Origin of the sequence: Streptomyces sp. NPDC057002, assembly GCF_042673825.1 — a bacterium.
Classification (GTDB): Bacteria; Actinomycetota; Actinomycetes; order Streptomycetales; family Streptomycetaceae; genus Streptomyces.
In genome coordinates this window covers 528,869-545,829 of record NZ_JBHURZ010000001.1, presented here as the reverse complement: position 1 = coordinate 545,829, position 16,961 = coordinate 528,869, and the positions used below count along the sequence as shown (strand labels likewise).

General features: G+C 72.4%; 16 protein-coding genes and 1 pseudogene. 8 read left to right on the top strand and 9 right to left on the bottom strand.

From position 1 onward, the window contains the following. Window positions 1-26 precede the first annotated feature (26 nt). The 3 genes from ACFT32_RS02500 (at window position 27) to ACFT32_RS02490 (ending at window position 2,703) form a co-directional block, all read left to right on the top strand. A complete protein-coding gene (locus tag ACFT32_RS02500) occupies window positions 27-1,013 on the top strand; it encodes a phosphotransferase family protein (protein ID WP_382484893.1) in 987 nt (328 codons plus the stop codon). A 73-nt stretch (window positions 1,014-1,086) separates the two neighbouring features. Then, the gene (locus tag ACFT32_RS02495) at window positions 1,087-2,376 is read left to right on the top strand and encodes an ROK family protein (RefSeq protein ID WP_382484892.1); all 1,290 of its coding nucleotides are present in this window, start codon (window positions 1,087-1,089) and stop codon (window positions 2,374-2,376) included. 60 nt (window positions 2,377-2,436) lie between these two features. Continuing rightward, window positions 2,437-2,703: a hypothetical protein gene (locus tag ACFT32_RS02490; RefSeq protein ID WP_382484889.1), complete on the top strand. Its 267-nt coding sequence runs from the start codon at window positions 2,437-2,439 to the stop codon at window positions 2,701-2,703. 99 nt (window positions 2,704-2,802) lie between these two features. Here the strand turns inward: ACFT32_RS02490 and ACFT32_RS02485 are convergent, their stop codons facing one another. From ACFT32_RS02485 to ACFT32_RS02470, 4 genes are all read right to left on the bottom strand, one after another. Further along, window positions 2,803-3,831 carry an SDR family oxidoreductase gene (locus ACFT32_RS02485; RefSeq protein ID WP_382484886.1) on the bottom strand — a complete coding sequence of 343 codons (1,029 nt, stop codon included), beginning with the start codon at window positions 3,829-3,831 and terminating at the stop codon, window positions 2,803-2,805. 225 nt (window positions 3,832-4,056) lie between these two features. Then, window positions 4,057-5,199 carry an aromatic acid exporter family protein gene (locus ACFT32_RS02480; RefSeq protein ID WP_382484884.1) on the bottom strand — a complete coding sequence of 381 codons (1,143 nt, stop codon included), beginning with the start codon at window positions 5,197-5,199 and terminating at the stop codon, window positions 4,057-4,059. A gap of 183 nt (window positions 5,200-5,382) precedes the next feature. Continuing rightward, window positions 5,383-6,048 carry an HAD family hydrolase gene (locus tag ACFT32_RS02475; protein ID WP_382484882.1) on the bottom strand — a complete coding sequence of 222 codons (666 nt, stop codon included), beginning with the start codon at window positions 6,046-6,048 and terminating at the stop codon, window positions 5,383-5,385. 40 nt (window positions 6,049-6,088) lie between these two features. Continuing rightward, window positions 6,089-7,129 carry a PHP domain-containing protein gene (locus ACFT32_RS02470; protein WP_382484881.1) on the bottom strand — a complete coding sequence of 347 codons (1,041 nt, stop codon included), beginning with the start codon at window positions 7,127-7,129 and terminating at the stop codon, window positions 6,089-6,091. A 94-nt stretch (window positions 7,130-7,223) separates the two neighbouring features. Here ACFT32_RS02470 and ACFT32_RS02465 point away from each other — a divergent pair, with 94 nt between their 5' ends. Next, on the top strand, window positions 7,224-7,460 hold the full coding sequence (locus ACFT32_RS02465) for a hypothetical protein (RefSeq protein ID WP_382484879.1): 237 nt from the start codon (window positions 7,224-7,226) through the stop codon (window positions 7,458-7,460). Here the strand turns inward: ACFT32_RS02465 and ACFT32_RS02460 are convergent. The 4 genes and pseudogenes from ACFT32_RS02460 to ACFT32_RS02445 all read right to left on the bottom strand — a co-directional run bounded on the left by ACFT32_RS02460 (window position 7,457) and on the right by ACFT32_RS02445 (window position 10,018). Continuing rightward, window positions 7,457-8,002 carry a VanZ family protein gene (locus ACFT32_RS02460; RefSeq protein WP_382484876.1) on the bottom strand — a complete coding sequence of 182 codons (546 nt, stop codon included), beginning with the start codon at window positions 8,000-8,002 and terminating at the stop codon, window positions 7,457-7,459. The two genes, ACFT32_RS02465 and ACFT32_RS02460, sit on opposite strands and share 4 nt — an antisense overlap. Before the next feature lie 144 nt (window positions 8,003-8,146). After that, a pseudogene (locus ACFT32_RS02455) lies at window positions 8,147-8,809 on the bottom strand (DUF4230 domain-containing protein). Window positions 8,810-8,993: 184 nt separating this feature from the next. Further along, window positions 8,994-9,374 carry an anti-sigma factor antagonist gene (locus ACFT32_RS02450; RefSeq protein WP_382484874.1) on the bottom strand — a complete coding sequence of 127 codons (381 nt, stop codon included), beginning with the start codon at window positions 9,372-9,374 and terminating at the stop codon, window positions 8,994-8,996. Between the two features lie 206 nt (window positions 9,375-9,580). Beyond that, entirely contained in the window at window positions 9,581-10,018 is a 438-nt protein-coding gene (locus ACFT32_RS02445) for a MarR family winged helix-turn-helix transcriptional regulator (protein ID WP_382484872.1), read from the bottom strand. 103 nt (window positions 10,019-10,121) lie between these two features. On the opposite strand from ACFT32_RS02445, the gene ACFT32_RS02440 reads away from it, so the two are divergent. Together ACFT32_RS02440 and ACFT32_RS02435 are read left to right on the top strand one after the other, a co-directional pair. Continuing rightward, window positions 10,122-11,576: an aldehyde dehydrogenase family protein gene (locus tag ACFT32_RS02440; protein ID WP_382484870.1), complete on the top strand. Its 1,455-nt coding sequence runs from the start codon at window positions 10,122-10,124 to the stop codon at window positions 11,574-11,576. Between the two features lie 23 nt (window positions 11,577-11,599). Beyond that, window positions 11,600-12,706 carry an NAD(P)-dependent alcohol dehydrogenase gene (locus tag ACFT32_RS02435; RefSeq protein WP_382484866.1) on the top strand — a complete coding sequence of 369 codons (1,107 nt, stop codon included), beginning with the start codon at window positions 11,600-11,602 and terminating at the stop codon, window positions 12,704-12,706. Between the two features lie 304 nt (window positions 12,707-13,010). Here ACFT32_RS02435 and ACFT32_RS02430 read toward each other — a convergent pair whose 3' ends face one another. Further along, window positions 13,011-13,961: an NADP-dependent oxidoreductase gene (locus tag ACFT32_RS02430; protein WP_382484864.1), complete on the bottom strand. Its 951-nt coding sequence runs from the start codon at window positions 13,959-13,961 to the stop codon at window positions 13,011-13,013. A 71-nt stretch (window positions 13,962-14,032) separates the two neighbouring features. Between ACFT32_RS02430 and ACFT32_RS02425 the strand changes: the two genes are divergently transcribed. Both ACFT32_RS02425 and ACFT32_RS02420 read left to right on the top strand, forming a co-directional pair. Beyond that, window positions 14,033-14,977, top strand: a complete 945-nt coding sequence (locus tag ACFT32_RS02425) for a GlxA family transcriptional regulator (protein ID WP_382484862.1) — start codon at window positions 14,033-14,035, stop codon at window positions 14,975-14,977. 259 nt (window positions 14,978-15,236) lie between these two features. Beyond that, on the top strand, window positions 15,237-16,958 hold the full coding sequence (locus ACFT32_RS02420) for a sensor histidine kinase (protein WP_382484860.1): 1,722 nt from the start codon (window positions 15,237-15,239) through the stop codon (window positions 16,956-16,958). Window positions 16,959-16,961: the final 3 nt, after the last annotated feature.

Here is a 16,961-nt window from a genome sequence, read left to right as displayed (position 1 = left end):
AGCCGTAGGGGAGGGGTGGGCGCACGGTGGTGGACTCCTGGGAACGGGCCCGGCGCATCCTGGAGGCGGCGGGCCTGGAACCCGGCCGCCTCGCCCACCTCCGCCCGCTGACGGGCGGCACGTACAACACCGTCGAGGAACTCCGCCTCACCGACGGCACCCGCTACGTGGTCAAGGTCCCGCCCTCGGCTGCGACCCCCGGCCTGCGGCACGAGCGCCGACTGCTCGTGTCGGAGGCCGAGTTCTACCACTCGGCCGCCGGCGTCGGCGTTCCCGCGCCGCGGCTGGTGTCCCTGGGCGAGGACTTCCTGCTGATGACGGCCTGCCCGGGCGACTCCTGGGACGACTCCCTCACGGCGGCGGAACAGACCGCGCTGCGTAGGGAGCTGGGACGGCTGACGGCCCGTCTGCACCGCGTGACGGGCCCCGGCTTCGGCTATCCCTCCGGCGCCCTCGGCCCGCTCGCCCCCGACTGGAGGACCGCGTTCACGACGATGTTCGACGCCGTCCTCGACGACGCCCGGCGCTACGGGGCCCGGCTGCCCCGCCCGGCCGACGCGGTGGCCCGTACCGCCCGCTCCGCGTACGGCGCCCTCGACGAGGTCACGGTCCCGTGCCTCGTGCACTTCGACCTGTGGCGGGGCAACATCCTCGTCGACCGCTCGGACAAAGACGCCCGCGTCGGCGGCCTCATCGACGGGGAGCGCATGTTCTGGGGCGACCCCCTCGCCGAATTCGTCTCCCTGGCGCTGCTGGGGGACATCAAGGAGGACGAGGCGTTCCTGTCGGGCTACCGGGAGTCCGGCGGCCGGGCGGACTTCGACGTCCCGGCCCGCCTCCGTCTCGCCCTGTACCGCGCCTATCTGTACCTGATCATGCTCACCGAGACGGTTCCCCGCCAGACCGGCGAGGAACAGGTGCGCTGGGTGCAGAGCGCGGTCGCCCCGGAACTCGTCGCGTCCCTGGATGAGATCGAGGAACTCCTCGGCAGGAAATCTCACAGCGTGAAATAAGGGGTGGAGGAATGTCGCGCCGAGCCTGCCCCGGCGGTATGTTGCAGGTCGGGCAAGGGGCGGAAGGAGCCACATGGCGGGGCGGAACGGGCGCACGGTACGCGATCTCAGGCGGGCCAACCGCACGGCCGTGCTGCAACGGCTCTACTTCGACGGCCCGCTCAGCCGCTTCGCACTCGGCCCGGCGACCGGACTGAGCTCCGGCTCCGTCAGCAACGTCGTCGCCGATCTGGTCGCCGACGGTCTGGTCGAGGAGGCCGGCAGCGTCGACTCCGACGGCGGCCGCCCCCGCACCCTGCTGCGTGTCGCGCCCGGCAGCGGCCACATGATCGGCGTCGACGTCGGCGAGACCCGGGTGCGTGTCGAACTGTTCGACCTCACCCTCACCGAGCTGGCCCGCGTCGAGCGCCCGCTCGCCGTCCAGGGGTACGAGGTCGAGGCCATCGTCGACCACATCCGCCAGGGCATCGCCGAGGTGCTCGACACCGCCGGCCTCGCGCCCGAGCGGCTCCTCGGTGTCGGCATCGGCGTCCCCGGCATCGTCGAGCACACCCCCGACCGCGGCGCGCTCGTGCACGGGCAGACCATCGGCTGGGACGCCGTCCCGCTGGAGGCCCTGCTCCGCACCGGAACCCCGCTGCCGGACACCGTCCCGTACTTCATCGACAACGGCGCCAAGACGCTGGGCCAGGCCGAGATGTGGTTCGGCGCCGGACGCGGCGCGGACAACGCCGTGGTGGTCCTCTTGGGCTCCGGCGTCGGCGCGAGCCTCGTCACCCCCGACGTGGAGCAGGGCCGGGCCGTCGAATGGGGACACCTGACCGTCCGGGTCCGGGGCCGCCGCTGCCGCTGCGGGGCGCTCGGCTGCCTGGAGGCCTACGCGGGCGCCGAGTCGCTGCTCGCCCGCTGGCGGGAGGAGGGCGGCCGGGCCCAGGACGGCGCCGACGAGGAGTCCGCGCTCACCGCGATGCTCGCCGCCGCGTACCCGCCCGGGGACGGCGAGGCCGACCCGGTCGCGCTGGCCGTCCTGGAGGAGAGCGCCGAGTACCTGGGCGCCGGTCTCTCCGACCTGATCAACCTCTTCCAGCCCGAGCGCATCCTCATCGGCGGCTGGGCTGGCCTGGCCCTCGGCGCCCGCTTCCTGCCCGCCGTACGCCGTCACGCCATGTCCTACGCGCTGCGCCACCCGGCCGGGAAGGTGACCGTCGAGCTGGGGCGGCTCGGCCCCGACGCGGTCACGGTCGGCGCCGCGATCCTGCCGCTCGCCGACTTCTTCGCCCGTGGCGGACGGCGTCCCGATCCGGCACCGGAGAGTCCGCTTCCCGCATGGCACGCGGCACTTCGGGAGCGGGCGCCGCGCTGAGGTTTCGCAGGTCACGGCGGAGGTACTCGCGTGGCGCCCGGACCACGAAGGGAGTACGCCGTGACCGACCACCGCCTCGAAGGACCCGGCGAGAACGGTGAGCCCGTCCCGCGGGACATGCCGGACCAGCAGGCAGACACCGGCGAGGACCCGTGGGAGGTCGCCCCGCGCTTCACGGGCACCGGCGAGGACGGCAAGGGCCAAGCCGACGAGCCCGCCGACGACGTCCCCGACACGGACGAGGCGGGGACGGGCCGGCAGGGGGAGGCGCCGCGACAGGGAACGGTGCACCCCGAGCATCCGGTGCCGGACGAGCCCGCCGACTGACCACCCCTGAGTGCCGATGGCCGCAGCTGACCGTGGGGGCCGGCTGCGGCCATCGGTCGAATCCGGGGTGTGGGGTGCGGGGTGCGGGGTGACCTCGAGTCAGCCCACCTTGTGTCCCTGCATCGGTTCCGTCGGCGCGCCCGCACCCTGCTGGAGTCCCTGGAGAAACTGCTCCAGCACCTCCGGCGCCGTGTGCTCCGGCCGCCAGTCGAGTTCCCTGCGCGCGCGTGCGCAGTCCATCAGGGGCAGCCGCAGCACCGCGTCGAACAGATGCGGTGAGGCGGGCAGCAGCCGCAGGCCCCAGGCGGCGGCGATCGCCGAACGGGCCGCCGTGCGCGGCAGCCGCACCGGGCGGGCGCCGAACATCCTGCCCAGGAGCTCCGCGTCGACCGTCGGCTCGGCCGCGAGGTTGAACGCGCCGCGCGCCTCGGAGTGCACTGCCAGCCGGTACGCCTGCGCCGCGTCGTCCGTGTGCAGCGCCTGCACCCGCATCCCCGCGATGTCGGGCAGGAAGGGCAGCAGCTCCGGACGGGCCGACGGGCCCGGCAGGAAACGCCCGCCGAAGATACGGCGTTGCTCACTCGCGGACTCCCGCCGGAAGAGGAAGGCGGGACGCATCCGCACCACCCGCGTCCCGGGGTGATCGCGCTCGAACGTGTCCAGCGCACGCTCCAGATAGGCCTTCTCCCGGCAGTACGCGGCGTCCGGCCAGCCGTGCGTCGGCCACGACTCGTCCACCGTCCGGTCCTTGGGACCCGGCGAGTACGCGCCGACCGACGAGGCGTGCACCAGCGCCGGCACCCCCGCGGCGGCCACCGCCTCGAACACCCGCATGCTGCCGAGCACATTGGTGCGCCAGGTCTTCGCGGGGTCGTGGGTCGGCTGGAACGCCCAGGCCAGATGAACGACCGCGTCGGCGCCCGCGAAACGCTCCACGAGGTCGGACTCCGCGAAGGCCAGATCCACCGCGGACCAGTCCGTCTTCGGCGGCGACCAATCGGGGATCCGCCGGGCCAGGCCCAGTACGGAGGCGACCTCCGGATCCTCGGAGAGGAGGCGCACCACGCTGGTGCCCACATTGCCGGTGGCGCCCGTGACGACGATCCTCTTGCCCGTTGTGCTGCTCACCTTCCGCTCCTCTCGGCCGCGTGGTTCCGCGAGCGGTGACCGAGTACCCGGGGGCCGCGCGGATTGCACGCGGGCGGGCCCGTCGCGCGAGGGCAGAAGGAAGCCCCGGCCGGACGGGGGAATCACGGCCGGGGCGGCTCAGGGTGTGGGCGCCTCCCCACATCTTGTTCAACGGGCAACCATCGCTGGGTGTTCCACGCTCGACGCCGTGTCCGGTGAGGTGAGTCACGGCCCCCGGTCGTCCGGGACGGTCTCGGCCCACAGGTTCTCCGCCTGGAGCAGCAGCGTGCCCAGAACCGCCGTGTGCGCGGCCCCCTCCCCGGCGTGTCGGCGCAGCTTCTCCTGCAGCTCCTGGTGCAGTTCCCCCATCGCCTCCACGGTCTCCTCGTCCGGCCGGGGCCGCACGCTGCCGTCGAGCAGACTGTCGGCCTCGGTGTGACACGCTTCCCCGATCAGGTCCAGCAGACGCGCGTACGCGTCAAGGGCCGGGCCCTCGGGCGGGGCGGGCGTCCGGTTGTCGTCCACGGACACCGCCAGGGCCCGGGTCAGCGCGGTGACATGCCCGGTCACCCGGCTGAACCGCTCGTCCTCGTCCACCGGCGGCAGGGCACCCCCGTGCGGCACGCGGTGCAGGGCGCGCAGCGGGCCGTAGGTCAGGCGCAGGCTCTCCCGGCTCCACCGGCGCGCCGAGCGCAGCGCCTCCAGCCGGTTGTCCAGCCGGGACGACGCACCGAGCCAGCCGGCGGCGGTCTGCGCGTCCCATTCGCCCTCGCGCAGGTCGGCGGCGACGGTGCGCAGGATGTCGCCCGCCTCCCGGGCGAGGGCCGCCAGGTTCTCCCGTACGTCCCGCAGATGGACCGGCGGCAGGACGAGCGCGTTGACCGCGAGGCCGATGACCGCGCCGAGTGCCGCCTGGCCCACCCGGTGCCCGACACTTGACATGCTCACGGAGCCCGCGGTGAGGGTGAACAGTGCGGTGGTCGCCGCGTAGATGCCCTGGTCGCCGAAGCGGGACCAGTTCGCGAGCAGCATCAGCAACGGGACGGACAGGGCGAGCGCTCCCGTCGTGTCGCCGGTGAGCGCCTGTGCGGCCGAGGCCAGCACGGTGCCGACGCAGATCGCCCCGAACTGCCGCGCGCCCTGCACCAGCGAGCTGTAGACGGTGGCCTGCACCAGCACCAGTGCCACCCACGGCGCCATCAGCGCCAGCGGGTCTCCCATCCAGACGCCGCCCACCAGCCAGGCGAGCACCGCCGCCGCGGCGGCCTTGAGTGACTGGACGACCAGATCGCGTTCGCGCCCGGGCCCGTTCCAGGCGGCTCGCAGGGCGTCCCAGGCGGCCCTTGTCTCCCGCCGCACGGCATCCACCGTCCGTGCACTGTGGGCCCCCTGTTCCAGCGCGCGGCTCCCTCCCGCCCCCTCATCGGCCGGCGTGCCTCTGTCCCGCCCAGGGCGGAAGGCCCGAGCCGTCCGCCGTACCGCCCTCGTCACGCGCGTCATGCGCTGCGAGTATCCGCGTCACCGGCGGTTGCACGCGGCCTCATGCCGGTCTCATGCCAGCGGGCTGCCGCGGAGGGAGGACAGCAGGTGCGCGGGGTCGGCGTAGACCGCGTCCGCGCCGGACTTCTCCAGGTCGGCGCGCGGGATGCCGCCGCACAGCACGCCCACACAGCGCACCCCGGCCCGGCTGCCCGCGAGCATGTCCCACACGGTGTCGCCGACGAAGACCGCCCGCTGAGCCGGTACCCCTGCCAGCTCCAGCGCGTACTCCACCGGCTCGGGTGCCGGCTTGCCCTCGTCGACGTCGTCGGCGCTCGCCGTGGCGGTGATGGCGTCGTCCGCGTCGATGGCCCGGCGCAGCGCGCTCAGCTCGGCGCCGCCCGCCGAGGTGGCCAGCACCACCGCCCAGCCCTCCCGGTGCAGCCGGCGCAGCAGCGGCCCGGCCCCCGGCAGCGCGGGCAGCCGGTCGAAGCACTGCCCGTACAGCGCCTTGTGCGCGGCGCTGATGCCGGCATCCTGCTTCTTGTCGCGGCTGTCTCCCAGCAGGTGGGCGACGAGATCGGTGGAGGGCAGACCCACGGCCCGGTGAACGGCGTGCATCGGCACCTGGTGGCCCGCCTGCCGGAAGGCCTCCCACCACGCCACGACGTGCAGGTGATTGGTGTCGACCAGCGTGCCGTCGACGTCGAACACAGCCGCCCGTTCGGCGCTGTCCATAGGTGTGGTCCCTTCCTCTCCGGCTCGCCCGGGTACCACCTCAGCCGCCCGCCACGCCGGACGGCACCCGCCGCTCACGGGTCCAGGCCAGCAGCTCTTCGAGGGACCACGTCGTCACCACACGCTCCGGCGGCACCCCGCACTCCTCCGCCCGCGCGCACCCGTTGATCTGCCAGTCCAGTTGCCCCGGCGCGTGCGCGTCGGTGTCGACGGAGAACAGCACCCCCGCGTCCACCGCCCGGCGCAGCAGCCGCCGCGGCGGGTCCAGCCGCTCCGGCCTGCTGTTGATCTCCAGGGCCGTGCCGGTCTCCGCGCACGCCGCGAACACCGCGTCCGCGTCGAACTCCGACTCGGGCCGCCCCCGCCCCGTCACCAGCCGCCCCGTGCAGTGCCCGAGCACGTCGGAGTGCGGATCACGTACGGCGGCCACCATCCGCCGGGTCATCGACCGGGCGTCCATCCGCAGCTTGGAGTGCACCGACACCACCACGACGTCGAGCCGGTCCAGCAGCTCCGGCTCCTGGTCGAGGGAGCCGTCCTCGAGGATGTCGCACTCGATGCCGGTCAGCAGGCGGAACGGCGCCCAGGTCTCGTTCAGCTCCGCCACCACGTCCAACTGCTCCCGCAGCCGCTCGGCCGTGAGGCCACGTGCCACCGTCAGCCGTGGCGAGTGGTCGGTCAGCGCGGCCCACTCGTGGCCCAGCGCCGCCGCGGCCCGGCCCATCTCCTCGATCGGACTGCCGCCGTCCGACCAGTCGGAATGCAGATGGCAGTCGCCGCGCAGCAGCTCCCGCAGCCGTTCGCCGCCCCGCACGGCCGGCCGCTCCGTGGCCTCGCCCTCCAGCGTGCGCAGATAGCCGGGCTCCTGCCCGGCCAGCGCCTCCCGCACCACCTGCGCGGTCTTCGGCCCGACGCCCTTGAGCGACTCCAGCGAACCGTCCGCCGCCCGCCGGCGCACCTCGTCGTCGCCCAGCTCCTTCAGCACCCGGGCCGCCGTACGGAAGGCGCGCACGCGGTACGTCGGTGCCAGGGACCGCTCCAGCAGGAAGGCGATCCGGTCCAGTGACTCGACGGGATCCATCGCCACCTCCACCTCAAGGGTTCCCCAGCCCCCGGCGGACCGCACGACGGGCTTGAACTCCCCGTAGACGCCGGTTGCGCTCTACTCTCGATGCATGACCGAAAGCGCGAGCCCGTACATATCCCACCCGCGGATCATGGTGCTCGGGGTGCAGCCGGGTACACCGCCGTTCCGGATCGTGGAGATCGACGGCCAGATGGTCGGGGAGGCCAGGGCCGCCACCGACGTACTGACGGCGGCGGCCGCGTTCGGCATCACGGTCCACGACATGGACGATCCGGACGTGGTCCGCTGGGTGGGCGGGGACAAGTACACCTGGACCCTGCACTAGGCCTTTCCGGCCGACGGCTTCTTGGCCGCCCGGCCGCGCCGGGGCCTGCGCGCGTGGACGGCCCGGCTCATGCGGCGGCCCAGGAGCAGATAGCCGATCAGCGCGCCCGTCGTGTTGAGGATGACGTCGTCGATGTCGAACGCGCGGCCGGTGACCAGGGCGCCCTGGGCGAATTCCACCAGCAGCATCACGATCGCGGTCATCAGCAGGACGCGCAGAATGCCGCGCGTGCGCGGCGCGACGACGGGCACGAGGATGCCGAAGGGGACGCCGAGCAGGATGTTGCCGCCGATCTGGCGCACGGCGTCCCGCAGTTCCGGCTGGTCGAGATAGGCCTTCAGGGAGTCGCCGGGCTGGAGGTTGGTGTGGGTCAGCGCCTCGGAGGCGGGCGAGGGCTGCAGGGTCAGCCGCGCCAGCACCACGGCGAAGGCGACCATGAACGTGAAAGCGCACAGCATCGCCAGCAGCCGGACGGGCAGCGGAAGTGGATGTCGCTCGCTCCCGGACCCGGCGCTACGGGGACGTGAGGCTGCACTGGCCATACGCTCCTCCAGTCTTCAACTTCCCTGTGTGACAGGGCGGTTACCCACGGGCGTGCCGACGATGCCGCCGGGGATCGTTCCCAGCCACTGTTGCCCGCGTTCCGCCGGGGCACTCCGCCCTGTCCACGGGTGCTCGGCGGCTGATCAGTTCCCGTACGACACGCGCACCTCCTTGAAGCCCAGGGAACGCAGCAGGCCTTCGAGCATGCCGGTGGCGTTCTTCTCGGCGCGTGCGGTCAGCTCGCTCTCCTTCGCCGCGTCTCCGATGTGCCGTACCGCGAGTTTCTGCACGGCCTGTTCACCGTTCGGGTTGTCCGAGAAGAGGTCGCCGAGACGGTCGAAGAGACCGCGCTACTTGGAGACGGCGTAGGAGCGGTCGGGATCGAGGGCCGGCTTGCCCAGTTGCGCGTGGGGCAGCCGGAGCGTGGCGGACGTACGGTCGCCGTTGACCTTCACGTCGTTCTCGCCGACCTTGCCCAGGTCGACGTAGGCGTCCACGGTTCCCGCACCGACGTACAGCGTGCGGGTGCCGCGGATCGCGTCGGGCAGGAACCTGGCGTCCTTCTCCAGGTCCACGACGACCTGGAAGTTGCCGGAGGCGGCGTCGTAGCGGCTGATGTCCTGGATGGACTTCAGCAGCGCGGGGCCGGACCGGTCATGGGTGTCGGTGCCGAACAGGTCCTTCAGGCCCGGGATCACGCTGAGCCGGATCCCGGCGAAGAACACGACGAGCACCAGCACGAGCGCGGCCACCACCTTGGCCCAGCCGGGCATGCGCCTGGGGAGGCGCTTGACGGGAGTCGTCATGCGACGGCCCTCCTTCCTTACTGTCCGGATGCCCGCCACATCCCTTGCCAGACCGGCCGGTTGAGGAGGGAACGACTTCGGCGGAAGCACGAAAGGGCGCACACGGACAGGAGAGGACGTACGGAGGGACGGACGGAGGGACGTACGGAGGGACGGACGGAGGGACGGACGGTGTGCCCGGGCGTCACACCGAGCCGGACGTGGCCTCCGGCTGTTCCAGCGCCGCGTCCAGCGTCGGCTGCGGCGGCAGCAGCCGGGACAGGCCGGTGATGCGCAGCACCCGCAAGGTCAGGGGGTGGGCGCAGACGAGGAGCAGGTAACCGTCCCGGTCGAGGACCCGGCTCCTGGCCCGGTACAGCAGCCGCAGGCCCGAGCAGTCGAAGAACTCGATCCGGCTGAGGTCGATCACGACCCGGGCGGCGCGACGGTTCGTCTCCCGGTCCAGGTGCGGGGCGATCTCGGTGGCCGCGGCGAGGTCGATCTCGCCGCGGAACTCCAGCACGGTGTGTCCCCGTTCCTGGCGGACGCGCAGGTGCCGGGTGAGCGGTGCAGGTTCCTGCCGCACGACGAGATCGCCTCCAGCCTGCTCCGTGCGTGGGGAGGGGCCACGGTCCTCAAAACCGTTCCCCGCCCCGCAAGTTACCCTCCAACGAGTGAATTTGAGCATGTTCGATTGACATATGTCTCTGAATTGCAGGCGAGTTGGCCGAGGTTCGCGCGGGGGAGTGCGCGGGCGTGAGAGCGGGCGCGATTCCAGGCGTGCGCTCCGGGCTACGACAGGGCGTGCCACGCCTTGGTGAGGGCCTGGCGGAACTGCTCGCTCTGGTGCCCCGTGAGGTCGCGCACCATGCGCTCCTCCAGCTCCCGGACCGGCCCCGCGTGCCGGGCGAGCAGCTCCCGGGCATCGTCCGTGAGCAGGATCAGCAGCTCCCGGCGGTTGCGGGGGTTGCGCTCCCGGCGCACCAGCCCGCGACCCTCCAGTGAGCGGACGAGATCGGCGATGGACTGCGCGGTGACGAAGGAATCGCGCGCCAGCTGGGCCGCCGACAGTCCGTCGTGTCGCTCCAGGACGGTCAGCGCGGTGTACTGAAGAGCGGTGATCCCGGAGGGTCTGACCAGCTCGTCCAGGTGGGAGCGCACGACGAGCTCCACCTGCTTGACCATGTAGAGCAGGGAAGGGGGCGCCTTGGTCACCTGTGTGTCGAGCATGGATGCAGGCTAGAGCATTGACAGGAAACCTGTCTGTAAAGAGACTGCGAACCAACAGGAATCCTGTTTGTTGAAAACTTGGCGACGACGCTGGGGAGCGGCGATGACCACCTTCGAGAGGGAACCCGGGCAGCTGTTCATCGGGGGCCGGTGGCGCGAGGCCGCCGACGGGGCGCGTACCGAGGTGGTCGACCCGTCCCGGGGCACGGTCGTCACCACCGTCGCGGAGGCGGGCCCCGACGATGTCGACGCGGCCGTACGCGCCGCCCGCGAGGCCTACGACGACGGCGCCTGGTCCGGACTGAGCGGCCGCGAGCGTGGCCGGGTGCTGCACCGCGTCGCCCGGCTGATCCGCGAGAACGCCGACGAGCTGGCCGCCCTGGAGAGCCTCGACGTCGGCAAGCCGATCACACTGTGCGGCGCGGTCGACGTGACGAACGCGGCCAACGACTACGAGTACTTCGCGAACCTCGCCCAGAGCCAGGACGGCGCCCTGCGCGACACCCCCATGAACGCCCTCGCCTACACCCGGCGCGAGCCGCTCGGCGTGGTCGCCGCGATCACCCCGTTCAACTTCCCGCTGATCCTCGCCGGCTCCAAGCTCGGCCCCGCGCTCGCGGCCGGCAACACCGTCGTCCACAAGCCCGCCGACGAGACCCCGCTCAGCGCCCTGTACATGGCCCGGCTCCTCCAGGAGGCGGGCGTACCGGACGGTGTGGTCAACGTCGTGACCGGCAGCGGCCCCGTGGCCGGCGAGGCGCTGCTGCGCCACCGCGGCGTCGACAAGGTCGCCTTCACCGGCTCCACCGCGATCGGCCGGCATGTGGCGAGCGTCGCCGGCGAGGCGCTCAAGCCCGTCACCATGGAGCTGGGCGGGAACGCCGCCCACATCGTCTTCGAGGACGCCGACCTGGAGAAGGCGGTCGGCGCGGTCATCAAGGGCTTCGTCTTCAACACCGGCCAGTTCTGCATGGGCGGCCCGCGTCTGCTGGTGGCCCGCTCGGTGTACCCGACGCTGCTCGGCATCCTCGCCGAGGCCGTACCCGGCGTGCCGATCGGCGACCCACGCGACCCGGCCACGGTCATCGGCCCGATGGCGGCCGAGAAGCACCTGAAGAAGGTCGAGGAGTACGTCGCGCTGGCCCGCAAGGAGGGCGCCCGCGTCGTCTGCGGTGGCGAGCGGCTCGACCTCGACGGCGGCTACTACTACATGCCCACCGTCATCGCCGACCTGTCGAACGACTCCCGTGTGATCCAGGAGGAGATCTTCGGCCCCGTCCTCACCGTGCAGCCCTTCGACGACGAGGACGAGGCCGTAGCCCTCGCCAACTCCACGCCCTACGGCCTGGCCTCGGGCGTCCAGACCAGCCATCTCGCCCGCGCCCACCGGGTCGCCGACCGGCTCCAGGCCGGGATCGTCTGGATCAACGACTGGGCGATGCTCGACCCCGCCGTGCCCTTCGGCGGTGTGAAGGACTCCGGCTACGGCCGCGAGTACGGGCCCGAGGCCCTCGCCGGTTACACCAAGGTCAAGTCCGTCGTCGTCTCGCTCGACTGAGACACCGTCAAGGAGCCATTGCGATGCCCACCACCACCCGTGCCGCGGTCGTCGAGTCCGGCGGCGCGCCCTTCACCCTCTCCGACGTCGTCCTCGACGAACCCGGCCCGCGCGAAGCGCTGGTCCGCATGGTCGCCACCGGCCTGTGCCACACCGACCTCGGGGTGGCGAGCGGCGGACTGCCCTTCCCGCTGCCCGGGGTCCTCGGCCACGAGGGCGCGGGTGTCGTCGAGGCCGTCGGCCCCGCCGTCACCGGCGTCGCGCCCGGCGACCACGTCCTGCTCTCCTTCACCTCCTGCGGCGACTGCCGCAACTGCCGCGGCGGGCACCCCGCCTACTGCGCGACCTGGCTGCCGCTGAACCTCCTCGGCGGCAGTCGCGCCGACGGCTCGAACACCATCAGCCGGGACGGCGAGGCCCTGGGCGGCCACTTCTTCGGCCAGTCCTCCTTCGCCGAGCGGGCACTGGCCGACGAGCGCAGCCTGGTCAAGGTCGACCCGGAGGTGCCGCTGGAGTCGATCGCCCCGCTGGGCTGCGGCGTACAGACCGGTGTGGGCGCCGTCTGGAACGTCCTGAAGCCCGACACGGGCAGTACGGTCGTCGTCCTGGGCGCCGGAGCGGTCGGCCTGTCGGCCGTGATGGCGGCGGCCCTCACCCCGGCCACCAGGATCGTCGCCGTCGACCGGGTCGCCGAACGCCTGTCGCTGGCCACGGAGCTGGGCGCCACGCACACCGTCGACACGAGCCGTGAGGACCTCGCCGAAGCCCTCGCCGGCATCACGGGCGGCCAGGGCGCGGACGGCGTCGTGGAGACCACGGGCAACGTCGGCGTCCTGCGCCAGGGCGTCGACGCGCTCGCCGCCCGCGGCACCCTCGTCGTGGTCGGCGCCCCGCCCTTCGGCACCGAGGTCGCCCTGGACGTCAACGGTCTGCTCGGCGGCAAGCGGATCGTCGGTCTCACCCTCGGCGACAGCGAGACCCAGACGATGATCCCCGCGCTGGTCCGCCTGGTGAAGGAGGGGCGCCTGCCGCTGCACCGCCTGATCAGCACGTATCCCTTCGGGGACATCGACCGGGCGGTGCAGGACATGAAATCGGGCAAGACCATCAAGCCGGTGCTGACGTTCTGACGCGCGTCGGCTGAGCTGGGCGGTCGGCCTGGAGGTCCCGCCGGCCGGTTGCCGATCGGCGAGGGCCGGCGGCACGGCGCGGGTGGGTTCCGAGACGGGGCCGTCCCCGCGCCGCCGTCCTGTGCGTCGGCTGTCGTACGCCGCTACGGCCCTGGTGATCCCCGGGGATCCTGCCGGTCGTCGGCCCTGGTGATCCCCGGGGAGTCCGCCGGTCGTCCGGCGCACGTCACCAGCCGGGAGCTCCCCGGCGGGGCCGGGCAGCGCCCCGCCGGGAGACCAGAAACAGACCGCCCGGCCGCCCCGCTCAGTCGTTCACCAGCACCAGCTTCCCCGTCGTCCGGCCCGTGTCGCCCGAGGCGTGCGCCTCCGCCGCGGCGGACAGCGGGAAGGTGCCGGCGATCGTGGCGCGGAGCTTGCCCGTCCCGGCGAGTTCCGCGATCGCCTCCATGCCACCGCGGTCGGCGTCCACGAGCATGCGCAGCCCCCGTACCCCGAGCCGCTCGGCCTCCTCGTAGAACTCGTCCGAGCCGCCCGGGAGGATCGAGACCACGACACCGCCGGGGCGCAGGACCCGCAGTGAGCGCAGGGCGTTGTCGCCGCCGATCGTGTCCAGGACGACATCGACGTCCTTCACGGCCTCGGTGAAGTCCGTCTCCCTGTAGTCCACCGTCTCGTCCACGCCGATCCCGCGCAGGAACTCGTGCTTGCCCGCGCTCGCGGTGCCGATCACATACGCGCCCCGCGCCTTGGCGATCTGCACCGCCACATGCCCGACCCCGCCCGCGGCCGCGTGGATCAGCACCCGCTGCCCGGGCCGCAGGTCCGCGTGCTCGACCAGCGCCTGCCACGCGGTGAGCGAGACGAGCGGCAGGGCGCCCGCCTGGACGTGGTCGATACCGGCCGGCTTGCGGGTGAGGGCGCGGACCGGAGCGATGACATACTCCGCGTGCGAGCCGTGCCCGTACGGATACGGGAGCATGCCGAAGACCTCGTCGCCGGGTGCGAAGGCCACGACGCCGATGCCGACCGCCTCCACCACCCCGGAGACGTCCCAGCCGAGGACGAAGGGCGCGTCGCCCAGGAATCCGCCGGTAGCGCGGTGCTTCCAGTCGGTCGGATTGACGCCGGCGGCCCGCACCCGGACCAGCACCTGGTTCGGCCCCGGCACCGGACGCTCGACTTCGACTTCCTTGAGGACCTCGGGACCGCCGAGGACGTCCTGGCTGATGGCTCGCATCGTGTTCTGTGTGCTCATGGTGATCAAGCGTGCCGGTTCGCGCGCCGCTCGCCAATGGCAAGATTGCCAACCTTCGATAGGATCGTGCCATGCGACGCGAACGAGTGGTGGTCCTGGCCCTGGACGGGGTGTATCCCTTCGAGCTGGGCATCCCCAGCCGGATCCTCGGCGCGGCCGACGGCCGGTACGAGGTGCTGACCTGCTCGGTCGACGGCGGTCCGGTGCGCACCAACGCGGATTTCGGCGTCACCGTGGAGCACGGGCCCGAGATCCTGGCCACGGCCGGCACGGTGGTGATCGCGCCCGTCGCACCAGCCCACCTCACCGACGAGGTGCCGGGCGACGTCCTGGCCGCCCTCGCGCTCATCCGGCCCGGAACGCGCATCGTGTCCATCTGCACCGGCGCCTTCGTCCTCGCCGCAGCCGGGCTCCTCGACGGGCGCAGGGCGACCACCCACTGGCAGGTCGCCGACCGGTTCCGGCGCATGTTCCCGCTCGTCGACCTCGACCCGGACGTGCTGTTCGTCGACGACCACCCCTTCCTCACGTCCGCAGGAGCCGCCTCCGGCGTGGACATCTGCCTGCACCTGGTCCGCAAGGACCACGGCAGTCGACTGGCCAACTCCGTCGCGCGCCGCTGCGTGGTCCCGCCGTTCCGGGACGGCGGCCAGGCCCAGTACATCGAACAGCCCGTCCCCGAGCAGGGCGCCGCGAGCACCGCGGCCACCCGCGCCTGGATCCTGGAGCGCCTGGGCGAACCGCTCACCCTGGCCGACCTCTCCGGCCACGCCCGGATGAGCCAGCGCACCTTCGCCCGCCGTTTCCACGACGAGGTGGGCCTCAGCCCCGGCCGCTGGCTCATCCAGCAGCGCGTGGCCAGGGCCCGGCATCTGCTGGAGTCCAGCGACCTCACGGTGGATCAGATCGCCGGCCGGGTCGGCTTCGCGACGGGCGCGTCCCTGCGCCAGCATCTCCACGCGGCGATCGGGGTGTCCCCGCAGGCGTACCGCCGCACCTTCCAGACCGCCCGCTGACCGCCTGCCGACCGCGCACGGCCATCGCTCGCTCAACTCCGCAGGCTGGCATGGGCATTTGTCGACCTGTTTCTTTCTGTCGGAGCGTGACGGAACCCTCACGTCCGCAGAGCGACGAGTTGATCCTTTCGGCTCTAAACCCGATAAGGTTCCGATCGGCGCTGCGAGTTGACGCGATCGCGTCCGGTCGACTCGCGGTGCGTACTCATGAGTGCGATCCACACCCCCCTGTTCGATCGTGTTTGTTCGAAGGATGCAGATGGAACTCGCCACTCCGCCACCGGCGGCGCGGGCCCCTGTCGCCTGGTACAGCTGGTGGTTGATGCCGCTGAGCTTGGGAGGCGGGACCGTTGCCGCCACCTTCATGAGCTCGGAGCGAATAACCGCGGCCGTCGCCGGTCTCGCGGCGACGGCGGCCAGTGCCGTGTGCGTACGCCTGCTGCTGCGCACCCGGGCACACCTGCACAAGGCGGAGAACTCCTTCCGCACCACGCAGGCCGAGCACAACCAGCAGTGGCAGCAGCACGTGGCCGGACTGGAACGGAAGTTCTCCGCCGAACGCGCCACCCTGGAGTCCCAGCTCACCGAGCAGAACGCGACCTACGAGCGGCGCCTGGCCGACCAGAGCGCCACGTACGAGACGCAGCTCTCCGACACCTCCCGGGCCTACGAGGAACGGCTGACAGAGCAGGCCACGTCCTACGAGGCCCAGCTCGCCGACCAGGCCGAGGTCTGGCAGGAACAGCTCTCCCACCAGCTCGCCGCGGTCGCCCGGCTCGCCGACGAGCAACTGCCCTCCGCGATGGAGGCGCTGCGCTCCGGTGACGCCATCGACGACGTCCTGCCCACCGTCAACCAGTGCGCCAAGGTCAGTTCCGACCTCCAGGCCGAGCTGCGCAAGGTGCTGCGCACCGCCCTGATCGGCCTCGAGTCGGAGTTCGACCGCTCCACCTCGGCCGAACAGGCCGTCATCAGCATCGGCAACCGCATCCACGTCCTGACCAGCAAGCTCCGCGGCCGGCTGCACGAGATGCAGGGCGAGCACGGCAGGCTGCCCGCCGTCGCCCGGGGCCTGATGGAGCTCGACCAGGAGATCGGCCCCGCCGACTGTCTCGCCGCCAGCATCGGTGTGCTCGGCGGCTCGGACCGGCCCGGCCGGCAGTGGCAGGAGCCGCAGCGGCTGCTCAGCGTGGCGCGCGGCGGCATCGGCCGGATCAAGGACTTCCACCGGATCCAGGTTCGCCACCTGCCCGAACTCGGCGTCGACGGCGGTCTCGTGGACCACCTCACGCTGATCTTCGCTCACCTTCTCGACAACGCGGCCCGCTACTCGCCGCCCACCGAGCCGGTGCTCATCTCCGGCAAGGAGGTGCCCAACGGCGTCGGCATCGAGATCCAGGACTCCGGCAAGGGCCTGAGCGAGGAGAAGAAGCGCGAGGCCGAGCACGCCCTCGCGGGCACCGCTCCCGGAGCGGGCCTCGGTGGCATCACCGAGGACGCGAACATCGGTCTGCGCGTCGTCGGAGCCCTCGCCCGTCGCTACGGCATCCGCGTCACCTTCGCGGACTCCCCGTGGCTCGGCACCTCCGTGGTGGTCGTGGTTCCGCACAAGTACTTCAGCCCGCTGCCCGCTGCCGCCGCACCGGCCGCGCCCGCACCGGAGGTCCGCACCGCAACGGCCGCCCCGGCCCGCGAGACGGTCACCGCACCAACACCGGACGCCCCGGCCGAGGCCGCGGAGACCACACCCGGCGGACTGCCCCGGCGCCGCAGCAAGCGGAACGAGGCGGCCGAGCCCAGGGAGGCCGAGCGGACGGACCGGAGCACCGTCTCCGCCATCCCGCCGGACGCCTCGTTCTCCGGTCTCGCCGCCTTCGCCACCGCCGGACGCGACGCCGAAGAGGCGTCCCCGGCGCCCGGCGACCGCGACACCGATGCCGGACGCGAGTCCACCGAGCACCGCACCGAAGAGAGCGACTAGTCC

What these genes read in the sequence shown, in the direction of transcription:
- ACFT32_RS02475 (WP_382484882.1), bottom strand. Translation starts at nt 6,048, where the DNA reads ATGGACAGCGCCGAACGGGCGGCTGTGTTCGACGTCGACGGCACGCTG.
- ACFT32_RS02460 (WP_382484876.1), bottom strand. Translation starts at nt 8,002, where the DNA reads ATGGCCAGTGCAGCCTCACGTCCCCGTAGCGCCGGGTCCGGGAGCGAG.
- ACFT32_RS02430 (WP_382484864.1), bottom strand. Translation starts at nt 13,961, where the DNA reads ATGAGCACACAGAACACGATGCGAGCCATCAGCCAGGACGTCCTCGGC.
- ACFT32_RS02445 (WP_382484872.1), bottom strand. Translation starts at nt 10,018, where the DNA reads ATGCTCGACACACAGGTGACCAAGGCGCCCCCTTCCCTGCTCTACATG.
- ACFT32_RS02420 (WP_382484860.1), top strand. Translation starts at nt 15,237, where the DNA reads ATGGAACTCGCCACTCCGCCACCGGCGGCGCGGGCCCCTGTCGCCTGG.
- ACFT32_RS02425 (WP_382484862.1), top strand. Translation starts at nt 14,033, where the DNA reads ATGCGACGCGAACGAGTGGTGGTCCTGGCCCTGGACGGGGTGTATCCC.
- ACFT32_RS02470 (WP_382484881.1), bottom strand. Translation starts at nt 7,129, where the DNA reads ATGGATCCCGTCGAGTCACTGGACCGGATCGCCTTCCTGCTGGAGCGG.
- ACFT32_RS02495 (WP_382484892.1), top strand. Translation starts at nt 1,087, where the DNA reads ATGGCGGGGCGGAACGGGCGCACGGTACGCGATCTCAGGCGGGCCAAC.
- ACFT32_RS02465 (WP_382484879.1), top strand. Translation starts at nt 7,224, where the DNA reads ATGACCGAAAGCGCGAGCCCGTACATATCCCACCCGCGGATCATGGTG.
- ACFT32_RS02435 (WP_382484866.1), top strand. Translation starts at nt 11,600, where the DNA reads ATGCCCACCACCACCCGTGCCGCGGTCGTCGAGTCCGGCGGCGCGCCC.
- ACFT32_RS02440 (WP_382484870.1), top strand. Translation starts at nt 10,122, where the DNA reads ATGACCACCTTCGAGAGGGAACCCGGGCAGCTGTTCATCGGGGGCCGG.